Origin of the sequence: Collinsella aerofaciens, from assembly GCF_040910265.1 — a bacterium.
In the GTDB taxonomy this organism is placed as follows: Bacteria; Actinomycetota; Coriobacteriia; order Coriobacteriales; family Coriobacteriaceae; genus Collinsella; species Collinsella aerofaciens_BK.
In genome coordinates this window covers 21,999-34,936 of sequence record NZ_JBDGAW010000008.1, presented here as the reverse complement: position 1 = coordinate 34,936, position 12,938 = coordinate 21,999, and the positions used below count along the sequence as shown (strand labels likewise).

The window sequence follows — 12,938 nt, the reverse complement described above, 5'->3', positions numbered from 1 at the left end:
ACATGCCGGCCGTAAAGCACGGCAGCACGTTGCATGCGCGTCTCGGTGCACCCATGATGCGCCGAGACGCGCATGCAACCTATTGTCGCCGGGCAGCTCCACACGGACGACGGAGGCGCGGGACGGCTTGGGGAGCAGCCGTCCCGCGCGTAAGGGGAATCTAACTTACTTCGCGGGGTTCTCAATCCGCCTGGTGAAGTTCACCACACGGTTGTTACCCCAGCAGTGCTCGTACTTCCAACCGGTGAGGGTCTCGACGACCTCCTTGGCCTCGGGGGTCACGTCGTCCTTGGAGCCGCCGTTGCGCAGACGCTCGATCTCGGCGCTCAGGATCTTGCGGTTGTCGTCGTTCAGCTTTACGCGGAAGCTAAAGAACAGACCGACGAAGCACAGCGCGATCGGGACGAAGCAGAAGATGATCGTGAGTGCGTTTACCACGGGCTCAGGCTGGCTGGTGGCGTTCTCGACGAAGCCCACACCGGCCAGGACCGCGGCGATGGCGATCTTCTCGATGGAGTAGAAGATGTTGTCGATCGTCGAGTTGATGGAGGCGTACTGGGCCTCGCGGCGCTTGCCGGTGAGGATCTCGTCGACGTCGGGCATGAACGAGAAGTGCAGGTCGCAGGCGTTCACGACGCCGGTGATACCAAAGTTGAGCGCCAGCGTGAGAACGATCCACAGGGTGACGGTGCCGGCACGGCCGATCGAAGTGTGGAACTTGGCGAGGGCGAACATGAGCAGGAACACCACGATGGTCTCGAGGGCACCCAAGCGGTAGGAGTTCGTGCCGCCAATCTTGGAGTTGAGCCACATGAAGAAGCCGACGAGCAGGATGCCGAAAGCGAAGCTCACGCCCTGGGAGATGGAGACGTCGGATGCCTGCAGCCCGAGCACGAAGATCAGGAAGTAGGTGAGGATGGCGCCGCGGACCGAACGGAACAGGGCCTGGCACAGGTACATACCGAGATAGTTGCGGAACTCCTTGACGGAGAAGGCGGACACGTAGTTCCAGACGATGAGCGGGATACGCTTGAGCAGCGGCACCTTCTCGTCACCCGAGCCGGTGTTCGAGTCGGCCTGGGCGAGGTCGGTGGTCTCGTCGAACGGACGCTCGCGAATGGTGCAGATGGTGACGATCAGGACGACGACCGAAGCGGCGCTGTAGATGAGCAGCATCCAAAAGAACGTCGTCCAGTGGTCCTGGCCCCACACGCTGAACAGCAGGGTGCTGGTGATGGAGACGATGATGTTGGCCACAGCCACGGTGATCTGGTTGATACCGACGAGCTGGGCGCGCTCCTGCTGGTTGGAGCTCATCTCGGACGGAAGCACGTACTGGACCGTCGAGATGCCGGCCGTGAGCATGATGGCCAGGCAGTTGGTGATGCCATAGGCCAGTGCGGGCAGGCCAGGGACGAACTGCGCGAGGTTGAAGAAGAGGCCCGGCAGCGAGATGGCAAGCGTCAGGCGACGACGCCCATACTTACGACCGATCTTGGTGGCGTAGAGTCGGTCGGAGATGTAACCCCAGACCGGCGCCGTGAAGGCCGCGAGGATGGTGCCGACCGAGGCGATGGTGCCGGCAGCCAGGATGTCGAGACCTGCGAACGTCGTGTAGAAGTACATCTGCCACGTCGAGAACATGACGGTGCCCATCGTATGGAGGCCGATGCCGCCATATCCGAGCTTGGCCTGCCAGGGCAACTTGCCCTTGAGGTCCGTTACCGTTTTATTTGCCATACCGTATTCCCTCCTTGGAAAGCCCGGATAGTCGGGCACAGGCCGAGCCCACCGTCCCCACCCGCTGGGGCACCTCCCAGTGCAACCCAGTAGTCAACCGGTTTATCTGACGGCTTTACTATATGGTGGACTCGCAGGCGTAGAACGGACCCTTCCATGTATGAAGCGTTTCACTCCGTGACCGGCAATGTAACCGTTCCCATAAACCGCACGGACCGCTAAACGGCCGCGAACGGTCGTGCGCGGCGCGCCGACCTTGTTGTTTACCCACATGAAGAGCAGCACGAACGCGATACCGAAGGCGAAGTTGACGCCCTGCGACAGGGAGACGCCCGAGGCGATGTAAGGGGTGGGTGGTGAATAAACCGGTTTATCTCCTCGCATGGACTCTATGTTGTAGACACTACGCAACAGCAAGCCACCCATCGCCGTCCCGTTTTCTCGGTCAAACAGATATGGGAACGATCCCATTCAGACGAACCCGCCCCATGCTTCCCAAGCCGCCGGCCGTTCGACCGGGCCCAACCGCGACCGGCTAGAACGTCGCCGTGATCCCATAGGCGTAGGACTCGTCGCGCTTCGCCGCGCGCTCCCACAGGAAGCGCGCCAGCTTGACCCGGTAGATACTCGGACGTCCCTCGGCATCCGAGACGTAGATGATCGAGCGGCCATCGCGCGAGAAGACCGGGTGCGGCTCCGAGTCGAACACCCTTCCGTACTTTGGCAGATACGAGGACCCGTGGTGGCACAGTCTGATGGCCTCCCCCGTCCCAAGATCGGACAGGTAGATGAAATCGTCATCCTCCCCGAATGCCGAGACGCGTCCCGATACGGCCGAGGCATGGATATGCACGGGATCGTTGGTCGAGAGGGCATCGCCCACGATCAGTTTCCCGTTTGGACCCACCGCGCAATGCGCATAGGCCGGGCATGTGCAGACGGTTCGCTCCTCGAGTGTCACCGGATCGATGGCATGGAGCTCCTCGGCTTCGTCCGAATGCGGACGCCAGCAGAGAAAACCCAACTCCGACCCATCGGGAAACCAGAATTCCGAAGTGAGGACGGTGTCGTTGTCCTGCGAGCGACAGCAGCGCTTGCCGGTGCCATCGCTTTGGACGAGCCACATCCGCGCATCGATCATGTCGTATGGACCCTCATGGCAGTACATGATCGTAGTCGGGTCGCCCGGGCGAAAACAGGGCCGGCCGAGCCAGCACTCCTCATCGACGAGCACGGACGCTTCGCCGCTCTGCAGATCGATCAGTACGATGCGGTTGCGCGGCGCGCGGAGCGAATCGAGGGCGAAGGTGCTCCAGTCGGTCAAACCCGACAGGGACACCTCATAGCCCCCCGCCAAGACCTCACAGGTCACCATATAGCGGTCGTCATCGGTAAAGTTGAACTCGCGGACCTTCCAATCGCCCCGGGGCCGGTAGAGCTCCTCGCGTATCAGGTTGAGCGCGTCCATCTTCCAGATGGTGTTTGCCTGAAGGAAGAAGATATGGCGGTCATCGCATGAGAACGCCGCATGGTAATCGTCCACATCGCGGCCGCTGGTCAGCTGGAGCGAGTCGCCCGTCTCCAGATTCATCGCATAGAGTTGACGCCGCCGCCCGAGCTCTCGAAAGTGCAGCAAGAACATCCCGTCGCTCGTCGTCGAACGCATCGTCGGATAGATGTGGTGGCAGGTATGGGTCCCGCACGTAAGGCGCAGAACCTGGGCATCCGTCTCGATATCTTTATGCGGCGTGAACTCGCCGCGGACGATCTTTCCAATCACCGATGACATCGGTACTCCCTCGCTTCCTCAAATTGTTCATAGTTCGATGAATATCCCGCAATACAATTTCCCTGCCCAGCGCCCCGTCTCATCCGCCTCGGCAAACGGCATGGAACTCCCTAAGAATGGAACCGGTTTCAATCGTTGCAGGCCAACCGTTGCCGCTCGCCTACGCCCGCCGACGGAGCGCACGCGATGCCGGCGCCCATCGACCGACTATCATGGAATCCGACAGTTCGAAGGAACGGGCTGCAGGAGCAGGCCCGCCATCAACGTCCGGAAAAGAGGTTGCCCGCCATGAAACGGGAACATGCCACCATAACCGACGTCGCGACGGCAGCCGGCGTCTCGAAGACCACGGTCTCCCGCTACATCAACGGCCAGACGAACCTGCTGTCCAATCCTACCAAAGCCCGCATCAAAAAGGCCATCGCCCTCACCGGCTACCGGCCGAACGCAGCGGCGAGCGCCCTGTCACGAGGCCACGGGGCATCTCCGTGCGTCGGCATCGTCGTTCGCGATATCGCCGAGCCAGGCGTCGCATCGCTGCTCTCGCGCACGGTGGATGCGTGCCACGCACGCGGAAGCGAAGCCCTCATCGTCCAGCCGAACAGGGTCGCGAAGGTGAAGGACCTCGCCGCCGCGCCCAGCCCCTTTGGCCCGCACGATATCATCGCCGCACTGCTCGTCGGATTCGAAGCAGACGGCGACCCCGTGGATACCGTCGTCCCCACTGCCATCCTTCCCATCGACGCAGATCTCGATCAGATCCTGGACAGGCTCCCCCCCCCCCCCATCCGCTTAACCCAACACCGTCCACGCCCGGGCTTCCAACATTGCACATAACCGGGTAAACAGACAAAGCGCCCGATAGGTCATAAGGCCTGTCGGGCGCTAAGCGTGTGGCTATACAGCTCTCGGTGCGGACGGAACTAAACCCGCACGTCTGTCAGTTAGCGGCAGACGACATCCACAGGCACGTTCAGGATCTTGGCGACCTTGAGGATCGTGTCGGTCTGGCTTCCCAGGCAGGCGGCCATGTGGTGGGTCGGGCCGGTCTCATTCCAGCGGTCCATGAACTCACGGGCGCCGATCGAGAACTTCATACGCATGTTGGTGTCGCCGAAGGTAAAGATCGGGCCGTCGACGTTCTCGCCCTCGGCAACCACAAACTTAAAGTTGCCGTCGCCGTCCTGAGTGATGCCCAAGAAGGTGATGGTGCCGTGGCCGGGGTAAAACTGGGTGAGGTAGCCGCCACCGGTCTTGCCGTGGAACACGGGCACGACCTTGAGTGTCGGCTTCTTGGCAGTCGAGATGTCGGCGTCGCCGGAGCCGGAGTGGCCGATGATGACAATGTCCTCGGGAAAGTCGATGGAGTACATCTCGGAGAGCTGACCGGTGCCAGAGATGGTCTTGAGGATGCTCATGGCGATGGCGACCTTCATATCGCCCTCGACGGCACAGCTCGTGCCCTGCTTGATGAGCATAGAGAACGCCGGGATGAGCATGGAGTCGAGCACGCCGGCCTGACCCTTGGCGTAGCCGTCGTAGTGGCTGGCGACCAGACCGATCTCCTCGTCCTTAACCCACTGCTCAAAGGCGACGACGTACTTGGCCATCTCCTGGATGGGCTCGTCGGAAACCTTGGCGCCGCCCTCGACGTCAAAGGTGTCGAGAATCTCGGCGGCCTTGGCGTCCACGGCAGCCTGGTCGTCGATGTTGTCGGCGATAGCCCACATTTTCTCCCAGTCGAACTGCTTGGTGTAGAGGCCCAGACGGTTGTACAGGTTGGTCTCGTCGATGTAGAGGTCCATCATGCCCGGGTACGGACGGCCGATCTGGGCGATGTTGGTGCGACGCAGGCGACGGCGGACCTGAGCGGCGCGGCACCACTGCTCGAGCTGCTCGGCCACAGCCGGGTCGCCACCCTCGACGACGCCGGTCACCACGGCGTGACGCTTGCCGGCGCGGTTAAGGTCGGCCACGACCTCGCCGGGGGCGCCGCAGGCGTACAGGTCGCCCAGCCACGTGGGAATATCGGTGTTGGCGTAATCGGGCTGAGCCTTCTTCTGCACGTTGACCACGACGACGGGCACGTCCAGGTCACGCACGACCGGCAGCACGTTGTAGCTCGTGGCATAGGTGAGCATCTGCAGGATGACCAGGTCGACATCCTCGGCACGGAACTTGTCGCCCGCGACCTGAGCCTGCTCCTTGGTGGTCACCATACCGCCGTCGATAAGCTCGACGGTCGTGGGCAGCGTGGCCTTAAAGTCCTCGTACTGCTGCTCAAAATTGGGAACGAGCTGCGGGAACTGCGGAAGATAGGCGCCGAGGGCGATCGAGAAAACGCCAACCTTGGCCTTGGTATTAACGAGCATGATTTCCTCCAATGAGAAAAGGTAATGATTGCAAGCAGGCGGGACTTCTTACCTGTTAGTCAACGAATGCTTCGTTAATGGCGATATTGAAGTCGTGGCAGGTGTCCTTGAGGCCCTTGTCGCTAATCTTGTTGAGGAAGTCGTCCGAGCCACCGTTGGCAGCACGTGCGGCCAGGTAGATCTCGGCGGCCTTCTCGACGGTGTGCGCCAGGCCAAAGGTCGTATCGAAGTCAGGGCCGGCCGCGAACAGACCGTGGTGAGCCCAGACGATGGTGTCGTAGGTCTTCATGAGCTCTGAGCTCGCCTCGGCGATGGCCGGGCCACCCGGGACCATCCAGGGCACAACGCCCACGCCGGTCGGGAAGACGACGACGCACTCGGTCATCATCTGCCACAGGATGCGCGTGAAGGCGCGATCCTCCAGCGGCACCACGAAGGACATCTCGATGATGCCGGGGGTGTGAGCGTGATAGATCACGCGGTCGGCGCCATCGGTACGGGCGGCAGCCACGCAGTGGTTCATGTAGTGGCTCTCGAACTCACTGGTCGGACGGGCGCCATTGGCAAGGCCCCAGACGATGCGGAACGCGTCGCCGGTCTCGTTGATCTCGACGATGCCGATGTTGGCATGCGGATCCTCCAGGACGTTGCGCATGTACTTGCCCGAGCCGGTGCTCACGAAGTACTGGCCGGCGAGGTTCTCGCCGCGCACGCCCATCTTGACCCACTCGCGGGGCTCCTCAAAGAACGGCTTGGCCTCGGCGACCTCCTCATCGGTCATGCGATAGGTGAGGTTTCCACCGTTGCGCTCATGCCAGCCCTGCTTAAAGCCATCGTCGCACAGGCGGCAAAAGCCCTTGATGAACGCCAGATCTTCCATTGCCATTGTTTTTCTCCTCTCCGGGGCCCGCAGGCCCAATTGAAAAAACGTGATAAGCCGATTGACGGCGGCGCGGAGCATGGTGTCGTGTAGGGCCTCCGCGCCGTATGTCATCGGAGAGAGCCGCTCGTGTACAGCAGGAGTCAATTGCCGTCCGCGGGGCTGGGAGTAGGTACGTAACGAGGGGCGTATCTCCCCTCTCGGTTAGGCCTGGGTGCCCTTGGGGTCGATGCGCTTAACATCGAAGGAGCGGGCAACGCAGGCGCGGGCATCGGCTAGGTCGGTAAAGTCGCCGCCGGCGATCATCTGCACGATAAAGTTGCCGATACAGGTACCCTCGATGGGGCCGGCGAACACGGGAAGCCCGCAGGTGTCGGCCGTCATCTGGTTGAGGTAGTAATCCTGGCAGCCGCCGCCCACGATATTGATGCTCGTGTAATCGTGACCCGAAAGCTCGCGCAGGCCTTCGATGGCCTTGGCATACGAACGGGACAGACTGCAGTAATTGGTGCGCATAATCTCGCCCACGGTGTGCGGGACAGGCTCTCCGCCCTCGGCGCAAGCGCGCTTGATCTCCTGGATCATGGAATCGGGAGCCAAGAAGCAGTCGTCGTCGACATCGACGTAGGACTCGAAGGGCTCGGCCTCGCGGCAGAGCGTGCGGAGCTCGTCAAAACCGACCTTGTGGTCCATGAGCGCCTTGTGCGAGGTCTTGCCCTCGACGTAGTCGACGCCGTTGACCTCGCGACGTACGGACTGGTTCATCCACAAGCCCATGATGTTCTTGAGGAAGCGGTAGCGCTTGAGATAGCCACCCTCGTTGGTGAAGTTCTGCTTGCGGGCGAGCTCATTGGTAATGGCGTGCTGGTTCTCGACGCCCAGCAGGCTCCACGTGCCGCTCGAGATATAGACGGCGTTGTCGTCCTTGGCGGGCACGGCCAAAAAGGCGGAACCGGTGTCGTGCGTGGCGGGCAGCACGACGGTTGCGGAGTAGCCGATCTTCTCGGAAATGTCGGCCGTGATCTCGCCGAGCACCGCGCCGGGCATGGTAGGCTCCAGGAAGATGCCCTGGGGGATGCCAAAGCGCGAGAGGATCTCGGTGTCCCACGTGCCCTTCTCGGCATCGAGCATGCCGGTGGTGCTTGCGTTGGTGTACTCGTTGGCCTTGATGCCGGTCAGACGCCAGTTGAGGTAATCCGGAATCATCAGGAAGGTGCGTGCGGCCTCGAGCTGCTCGGAATGCTCATTCTTAAGGGCAAGCAGCTGATAGAGGGTATTGAAGGGCTGACGCTGAATACCGGTGCGCGCATAGACCTCGGCCGGGTCCATAATCTGGTCGGCAACCTCGTAGAGGCCATCGGTGCGGGCGTCGCGATAGGCGACCGTGTCGCCGACGATCTCGTTATGCTCGTCGAGCAGCACAAAGTCGACGCCCCAGGTATCGATGCCGATGGTGGCAGGAGCCTGTCCGGTCTGGTCCTTAACGGCACGCAGGCCTGCGACAACGTGGTCGAACAGGGCCTCGACATCCCAGCAATCGTGTCCGTTAACGCGCTTTTGCTCGTTAACGAAGCGGTAGACCTCCTGGTAGGACATCTTGCCGTCCTCGACCCAGCCGGCAAGAACACGACCGCTCGAAGCACCGATATCGACCGCTGCGTAATGCTTGGACTCGATGCGACTCTCCATGTGCTTTCCCCTTTTTTGAAGCGGTTCATTTACGGTTTTCATTATTATTTGAATCGTTTCAATTTCAATATGAGTCAATTTCAGTCCGGCGAGCGGTTGTTTCTAGCCGGTGAACGGTAGTTCTGGGTCAGAATCTTCCACACAGACAGAGAGGCGGCCGCCCGCATAACGCGGACGACCGCCTTTTAAAATGAAATTGAAATAGATGGTATGCCAGCGCTAGCGCACGGCCTTGACCGCCGCCGTCAGATCGAACAGCGTGTCGAGCACGGCGTCGCAACCGTCCACCACGTCCTGCGGCAGCGGGACGATATCGGGCACGGCAAAGACATGGCAGCCCGCCGTGATACCCGAGACGCAGCCGTTGCGCGAATCCTCGACCACGGCGCACTCCTCGGGGGCAAAGCCCGCGCGCTTGCAGGCAAGCAGATACATCTCGGGATCGGGCTTGCCGTGCACGACGTCCTCGCCGCAAGTCACGGTCTCAAACTTGTCAAAGAGACCGAACGCCTTAAGGTTGCGCTCGGCGGTAACGTGGCGCGAAGACGTCGCAAGGCCCACGTGATAGCCCGCAGCCAAAAGATCGTCCAGGCACTCGGCAGCGCCGGCCTTAAGCTCCAGCTCGGTCTTGACCATCTCGTCGCGAATCTCCTTGTGGCGAACATAGAGCGCGTCGGCAGTTTCGTGGCTGCCGTAATGCTCCTCGAGAATGCCCATGACATCGGGCAGCGTGCGACCAATAAACTGATGAATCAGCGCCTCATCAATCGCGAGTCCCAGCTCAACGGCACCCGCTTTCCACGCCTTAATACCCAAGCGCTCGGTGTCCACGAGCGTTCCGTCCATATCAAAAATGACAGCCTTGATCATTTCGGTCCCCCCATCGGCTTGCATTGCCGCTACTCTACCGCACTTTACAAACTTGTATATAACGTATATACATATTGCACTTTCGTTACATAGATAGATGTCTTATGGCGAGCGGCTCGGTAGGATTATAGTTTCGTCCGAGCTTTTAACTGTAAGGAACGTTTCATGCTTTCAGACACCACCGCACCCGCAGAGGAGCTTCAGAACAAACTCGCAGCACTCGAAGAGCTGCTTTTGGCATATGGACGCGTCGCCATCGGCTTTTCCGGCGGCGTCGACAGCAGCTTTTTGGCTGCCGTTTGCTCCCGCATCATGCCCGCTAACACCCTTCTCGTCCATCTCACCACGCCGTTCATCGGCACGCCCGAGCAGGCTTCGTTTGAGCGATCTGTTGACGGACAAGCCGATGAGGGCCCGCATTTTAAGCTTCCGGTGCTTAATCTTTCGGTTGACCAGCTCCAACTTCCGCAGGTTGCCTGCAACGACGCCGACCGCTGCTATCACTGCAAGCGCGCCGGCTTCACCGCCATCGTCAACCACGCCAAGTCACTGGGTTTCCCCACCGTCATCGACGGCAGCAACGCAAGCGACCGTGGCGATTACCGCCCCGGCATGCGCGCTGCTGAGGAACTCGGCGTACGCTCGCCTCTTATGGAGGTCGGTTTTACCAAGGACGAGGAGCGCGAGCTGCTGCGCGCATGGGGCTATCCCGTTTGGAACCTACCCGCCGGCGCCTGCCTTGCCACGCGCATCCCCACGGGCGAGAAGCTTACGCGCGAGAAGGTCGACCTGATCCGCGCCTGCGAGGATTACCTGCACGACCTTGACCTTTCGCAGGTCCGCGCACGCTTGGTCGGCGGCTGCATGCATATCGAGGCCGCCCCGTCCGACGTCGCCAAAATCGCCGCCCTCGGTGGCGCCGCGGTCGATGCCGAGGGCAAAACCCCGCTGCCCGCCGCCATCGAGTCGGCCCTACGCAGTCTAGGCTGCAACGACATCTCCCCCGAGGTCACCCCCTACATCCACGGCAACATGAACCTTTAGGTTACGCCGTTTTACAAACGGCGTAACTGCTCGGCGCTGCGCAGGCCCCGGGCACGACAATCTGACGTTCAACTTCACGGGCGCGACCAAAAGGTCAGCGCCCGCTTGTTTCACGTCACCTTACCGCACCCGGAGCCCGCTCGCTCGCATATGCTCAACCTGGACTGCGTTAACTGACCTGTCAATAAGGGACAGGTTTATTTTGGCAGGTTTTATCTGGGGAAACGCAAATAGGGCCGTGACACCCATACGGCGTCGCGGCCCTTTTCCTTGGAGAAGGATCGATTGATTGAACGGAAAGACCGTTCTAGCCCTCGAGGCCGGCGTTGATGAGCTCGGCAATCTCGACAGGATCGGTGCTTTCGCGCACTTTGTCGCGGAAGCCGGCGTCCATCAGCATCACGGCTGCTTTGGAAAGCAGGCGCAGATGCGTGGTTCCAGCCTCGCCCGCAGGAACATACAGCGCGAGCGCCACGTCGACCGGCACGCCATCAAAGCTTGGCCACTCAACAGGCTCGGTCAACTTGAGCACGGCCACGCCCGGCGTATGAATCGCATCGCTCTTGGCATGCGGAACGGCAAAGCCAGCGACAAGACCGGTCTCGGCCTCATTTTCGCGAGCGATAAAGGCGGCCTCTACGGCAGACGCGTCATCGGCAAAGCCAAGTTCGACAGCCTGCTCGGACAAATAATGCAGGGCGTCCTCGCGCGAGGCGGCGGTATACCCTATCGTCACTTGGTTGGCAGATACAAATCCCATGGAAACCTTCCTTACAACACAGACCTGACCGCAGCTTCGATACCGTCGGCGTCCAAACCGTACTTGTGCAGCAAATCGACCGCAGGGCCGGACTCGCCATACACATCGCGCACGCCGACGCGTCGCATCGGCACCGGATACTGCTCCGCGAGCACCGAGGCCACAGCCTCGCCAAGACCACCGATAATCGAATGCTCCTCGGCGGTGACCACGCGACCAGTCTTCTTGGCGCTGGCAACCACCAGGCGCTCATCGAGCGGCTTGATCGTGTGCATGTTGATGACCTCGGCATCGATACCATCGGCAGCGAGCGCCTCGGCAGCCTCAAGCGCCTCGGCGACCATAAGGCCACAAGCGATGATGGTCACATCGGACCCCTCGCGCACGACCACGCCGCGACCAATCTTGAACTCATAGTCCTCGTGATCGTTGATGACCGGTGTTGCCAGGCGGCCGAAGCGCATGTAAACCGGGCCCTCAAACTCATAGGCGGCGCGCACACAGGCACGAGCCTCGACGTCGTCGGCGGGAACGACCACCGTCATACCCGGAATCGTGCGCATGAGTGCGATATCCTCGCAGCACTGGTGCGTGGCGCCGTCCTCGCCCACCGAAATGCCGGCATGAGTAGCGCCGATCTTGACGTTGAGGTGCGGGTAGCCGATGGAGTTGCGGACCTGTTCGTAGGCGCGACCGGCGGCAAACATGGCAAAGGTGCTCGCGAAGGCGACGCGGCCCGTGGTCGCGATGCCGGCGGCAAGGCCCATCAGGTTGCTCTCGGCGATGCCGGCATCATAGAAGCGCTCGGGATGGGCGGCCTTAAACTTGCCGGTCTGCGTGGCGGCCGCCAGGTCGGCATCGAGAACCACGAAGTCATCGCGCTCGTTGCCCAGCTCGACAAGCGCCTCGCCGTAGCTTACGCGCGTGGCGACTTTTTTGACCTCTGCCATTAGAGCTCCTCCCCTGCTGCCGTGAGCTCGGCCATAGCCTGCTCGAACTGCTCGTCATTGGGCGCCTTGCCATGCCAGCCCACCTGGTTCTCCATAAAGGAGACGCCCTTGCCCTTCACCGTCTCGGCGATGATGGCCACAGGCGCGCCGCTCACCTCGCGAGCCTCGGCGAAAGCAGCCGCAATCTGCTCCATGTCGTTGCCATCGGCCAGCTCAATCACATACCACTTAAAGGCGCGGAACTTATCTGCGAGCGGCATCGCCGAGTTAACCTCGTCGATCGTTCCGTCAATCTGCAAGCCGTTGTGGTCGACGACCGCCACGAGGTTGTCGAGCGCATGGTTACCGGCAAACATGGCCGCTTCCCACACCTGTCCTTCCTCGCACTCGCCATCGCCCAGCAGCGTGTAGACACGGTAGCTGTCGCCCCAATGCTTGGCGGCAAGGGCCATTCCAACCGCAGCGGAAATGCCCTGGCCGAGCGAGCCGGTGGACATGTCGACGCCCGGGGTGTCGTTCATATTGGGGTGACCCTGCAGGCGGCTGCCGATATGACGGAGCGTCTCGAGTTCTTCCTTGCCAAAGAATCCGCGCTCGGCAAGCACGGCGTAGAGGGCGGGGGCGCAGTGGCCCTTAGAAAGCACGAAGCGATCGCGGTCGGCGCGGCGGGGATCCGCCGGGTCGACATCCATCTCTGCAAAATAGAGATAGGTCATGATGTCGGCAGCGCCAAGCGATCCGCCCGGGTGTCCCGACTTGGCGGCGTGCACGCCAGTGACGACGCCCTTCCTGACCTCATTGGCGACCTTCGCCAGCTCCTGATTGGTCATGGGGATTTCCTCTC

At 61.3% G+C, this 12,938-nt stretch carries 11 protein-coding genes; 2 read left to right on the top strand and 9 right to left on the bottom strand.

From position 1 onward, the window contains the following. Positions 1 to 165 precede the first annotated feature (165 nt). Complete coding sequence (locus tag AB5Z14_RS04980; protein ID WP_368130539.1) at positions 166 to 1,740, bottom strand: MFS transporter; 1,575 nt, start codon at positions 1,738 to 1,740, stop codon at positions 166 to 168. Positions 1,741 to 2,275: 535 nt separating this feature from the next. After that, entirely contained in the window at positions 2,276 to 3,529 is a 1,254-nt protein-coding gene (locus tag AB5Z14_RS04975) for an oligogalacturonate lyase family protein (RefSeq protein WP_368130538.1), read from the bottom strand. A gap of 186 nt (positions 3,530 to 3,715) precedes the next feature. Between AB5Z14_RS04975 and AB5Z14_RS04970 the strand changes: the two genes are divergently transcribed. Then, a complete protein-coding gene (locus tag AB5Z14_RS04970) occupies positions 3,716 to 4,366 on the top strand; it encodes a LacI family DNA-binding transcriptional regulator (protein WP_368130536.1) in 651 nt (216 codons plus the stop codon). A gap of 107 nt (positions 4,367 to 4,473) precedes the next feature. Here the strand turns inward: AB5Z14_RS04970 and AB5Z14_RS04965 are convergent, their stop codons facing one another. The 4 genes from AB5Z14_RS04965 to AB5Z14_RS04950 all read right to left on the bottom strand — a co-directional run bounded on the left by AB5Z14_RS04965 (position 4,474) and on the right by AB5Z14_RS04950 (position 9,340). Then, positions 4,474 to 5,901: an arabinose isomerase gene (locus AB5Z14_RS04965; RefSeq protein WP_368130535.1), complete on the bottom strand. Its 1,428-nt coding sequence runs from the start codon at positions 5,899 to 5,901 to the stop codon at positions 4,474 to 4,476. Between the two features lie 55 nt (positions 5,902 to 5,956). Continuing rightward, positions 5,957 to 6,787 carry a rhamnulose-1-phosphate aldolase gene (gene rhaD, locus AB5Z14_RS04960; protein ID WP_368130534.1) on the bottom strand — a complete coding sequence of 277 codons (831 nt, stop codon included), beginning with the start codon at positions 6,785 to 6,787 and terminating at the stop codon, positions 5,957 to 5,959. Between the two features lie 198 nt (positions 6,788 to 6,985). Then, positions 6,986 to 8,470, bottom strand: coding sequence for a rhamnulokinase (locus tag AB5Z14_RS04955; protein ID WP_368130532.1), 1,485 nt, complete (start codon positions 8,468 to 8,470; stop codon positions 6,986 to 6,988). 219 nt (positions 8,471 to 8,689) lie between these two features. Beyond that, positions 8,690 to 9,340: an HAD family hydrolase gene (locus AB5Z14_RS04950; RefSeq protein ID WP_195535445.1), complete on the bottom strand. Its 651-nt coding sequence runs from the start codon at positions 9,338 to 9,340 to the stop codon at positions 8,690 to 8,692. Between the two features lie 165 nt (positions 9,341 to 9,505). Between AB5Z14_RS04950 and larE the strand changes: the two genes are divergently transcribed. Next, entirely contained in the window at positions 9,506 to 10,384 is an 879-nt protein-coding gene (gene larE, locus AB5Z14_RS04945; RefSeq protein ID WP_368130531.1) for an ATP-dependent sacrificial sulfur transferase LarE, read from the top strand. A 307-nt stretch (positions 10,385 to 10,691) separates the two neighbouring features. Here larE and AB5Z14_RS04940 read toward each other — a convergent pair whose 3' ends face one another. From AB5Z14_RS04940 to AB5Z14_RS04930, 3 genes are read right to left on the bottom strand one after another with little or no spacing between them, the layout of a single operon-like run. Beyond that, positions 10,692 to 11,144 (bottom strand): PTS sugar transporter subunit IIA, encoded by a 453-nt coding sequence (locus AB5Z14_RS04940; RefSeq protein ID WP_368130530.1) that lies wholly within the window; start codon positions 11,142 to 11,144, stop codon positions 10,692 to 10,694. Between the two features lie 11 nt (positions 11,145 to 11,155). Next, entirely contained in the window at positions 11,156 to 12,094 is a 939-nt protein-coding gene (locus AB5Z14_RS04935; RefSeq protein WP_368130529.1) for a transketolase family protein, read from the bottom strand. Next, positions 12,094 to 12,924, bottom strand: a complete 831-nt coding sequence (locus AB5Z14_RS04930) for a transketolase (RefSeq protein WP_368130528.1) — start codon at positions 12,922 to 12,924, stop codon at positions 12,094 to 12,096. Before AB5Z14_RS04930 ends, AB5Z14_RS04935 begins: the two co-directional genes overlap by 1 nt. Between the last annotated feature and the right edge of the window lie 14 nt (positions 12,925 to 12,938).

What these genes read in the sequence shown, in the direction of transcription:
- rhaD (WP_368130534.1), bottom strand. Translation starts at nt 6,787, where the DNA reads ATGGCAATGGAAGATCTGGCGTTCATCAAGGGCTTTTGCCGCCTGTGC.
- AB5Z14_RS04965 (WP_368130535.1), bottom strand. Translation starts at nt 5,901, where the DNA reads ATGCTCGTTAATACCAAGGCCAAGGTTGGCGTTTTCTCGATCGCCCTC.
- AB5Z14_RS04940 (WP_368130530.1), bottom strand. Translation starts at nt 11,144, where the DNA reads ATGGGATTTGTATCTGCCAACCAAGTGACGATAGGGTATACCGCCGCC.
- AB5Z14_RS04935 (WP_368130529.1), bottom strand. Translation starts at nt 12,094, where the DNA reads ATGGCAGAGGTCAAAAAAGTCGCCACGCGCGTAAGCTACGGCGAGGCG.
- AB5Z14_RS04955 (WP_368130532.1), bottom strand. Translation starts at nt 8,470, where the DNA reads ATGGAGAGTCGCATCGAGTCCAAGCATTACGCAGCGGTCGATATCGGT.
- AB5Z14_RS04975 (WP_368130538.1), bottom strand. Translation starts at nt 3,529, where the DNA reads ATGTCATCGGTGATTGGAAAGATCGTCCGCGGCGAGTTCACGCCGCAT.
- AB5Z14_RS04930 (WP_368130528.1), bottom strand. Translation starts at nt 12,924, where the DNA reads ATGACCAATCAGGAGCTGGCGAAGGTCGCCAATGAGGTCAGGAAGGGC.
- larE (WP_368130531.1), top strand. Translation starts at nt 9,506, where the DNA reads ATGCTTTCAGACACCACCGCACCCGCAGAGGAGCTTCAGAACAAACTC.
- AB5Z14_RS04980 (WP_368130539.1), bottom strand. Translation starts at nt 1,740, where the DNA reads ATGGCAAATAAAACGGTAACGGACCTCAAGGGCAAGTTGCCCTGGCAG.
- AB5Z14_RS04970 (WP_368130536.1), top strand. Translation starts at nt 3,716, where the DNA reads ATGCCGGCGCCCATCGACCGACTATCATGGAATCCGACAGTTCGAAGG.
- AB5Z14_RS04950 (WP_195535445.1), bottom strand. Translation starts at nt 9,340, where the DNA reads ATGATCAAGGCTGTCATTTTTGATATGGACGGAACGCTCGTGGACACC.